Consider the following 513-nt stretch of genomic DNA (forward strand, 5'->3'; position numbering starts at 1 on the left):
ACTACGAAATCGTAGATGGTACGGTTGTGCTCACTGAAGCCGGTGCTGACTTAGTCAACAGTGGGGAAGAATTACCTGCTTTCACCTTAACGCCAAACGACGGCACGGTTGATGGTGATGCCGTAAGCGTTGATCCAAGTGTTGCGACCGTGAATGATGCACCTGAAATTACTATTCTAACCAGCAATGACTTTACCGAAGATGATGGTAGCGCAGTTGCTGGCGCAGAAGTGGCGACTTTCGATACCTTCGATGAAGATGGCGACGAAGTGACGGTTACGCTAAGCGATACCGTGAACTACGAAATCGTAGATGGTACGGTTGTCCTAACTGAAGCCGGCGCTGCGCTAGTCAACAGTGGCGAAGAATTACCAGCGTTCACCTTAACGCCAAACGACGGCACGGTTGATGGCGATGCAGTAAGTGTTGATCCAGGTGTGACCACCGTGAATGATGCTCCAGAAATCACTATCTTAACCAGCAATGACTTTACGGAAGATGATGGTAGTGCGG

1 protein-coding gene is annotated in these 513 nt (G+C 49.7%); it reads left to right on the forward strand.

The genetic code is table 11. The features are described 5' to 3' along the window. On the forward strand, positions 1-513 hold a 513-nt coding region (locus OW492_RS16975), incomplete at both ends, for a hypothetical protein (protein WP_290041720.1).

Origin of the sequence: Psychromonas sp. 14N.309.X.WAT.B.A12, assembly GCF_030397575.1 — a bacterium.
Classification (GTDB): Bacteria; Pseudomonadota; Gammaproteobacteria; order Enterobacterales; family Psychromonadaceae; genus Psychromonas.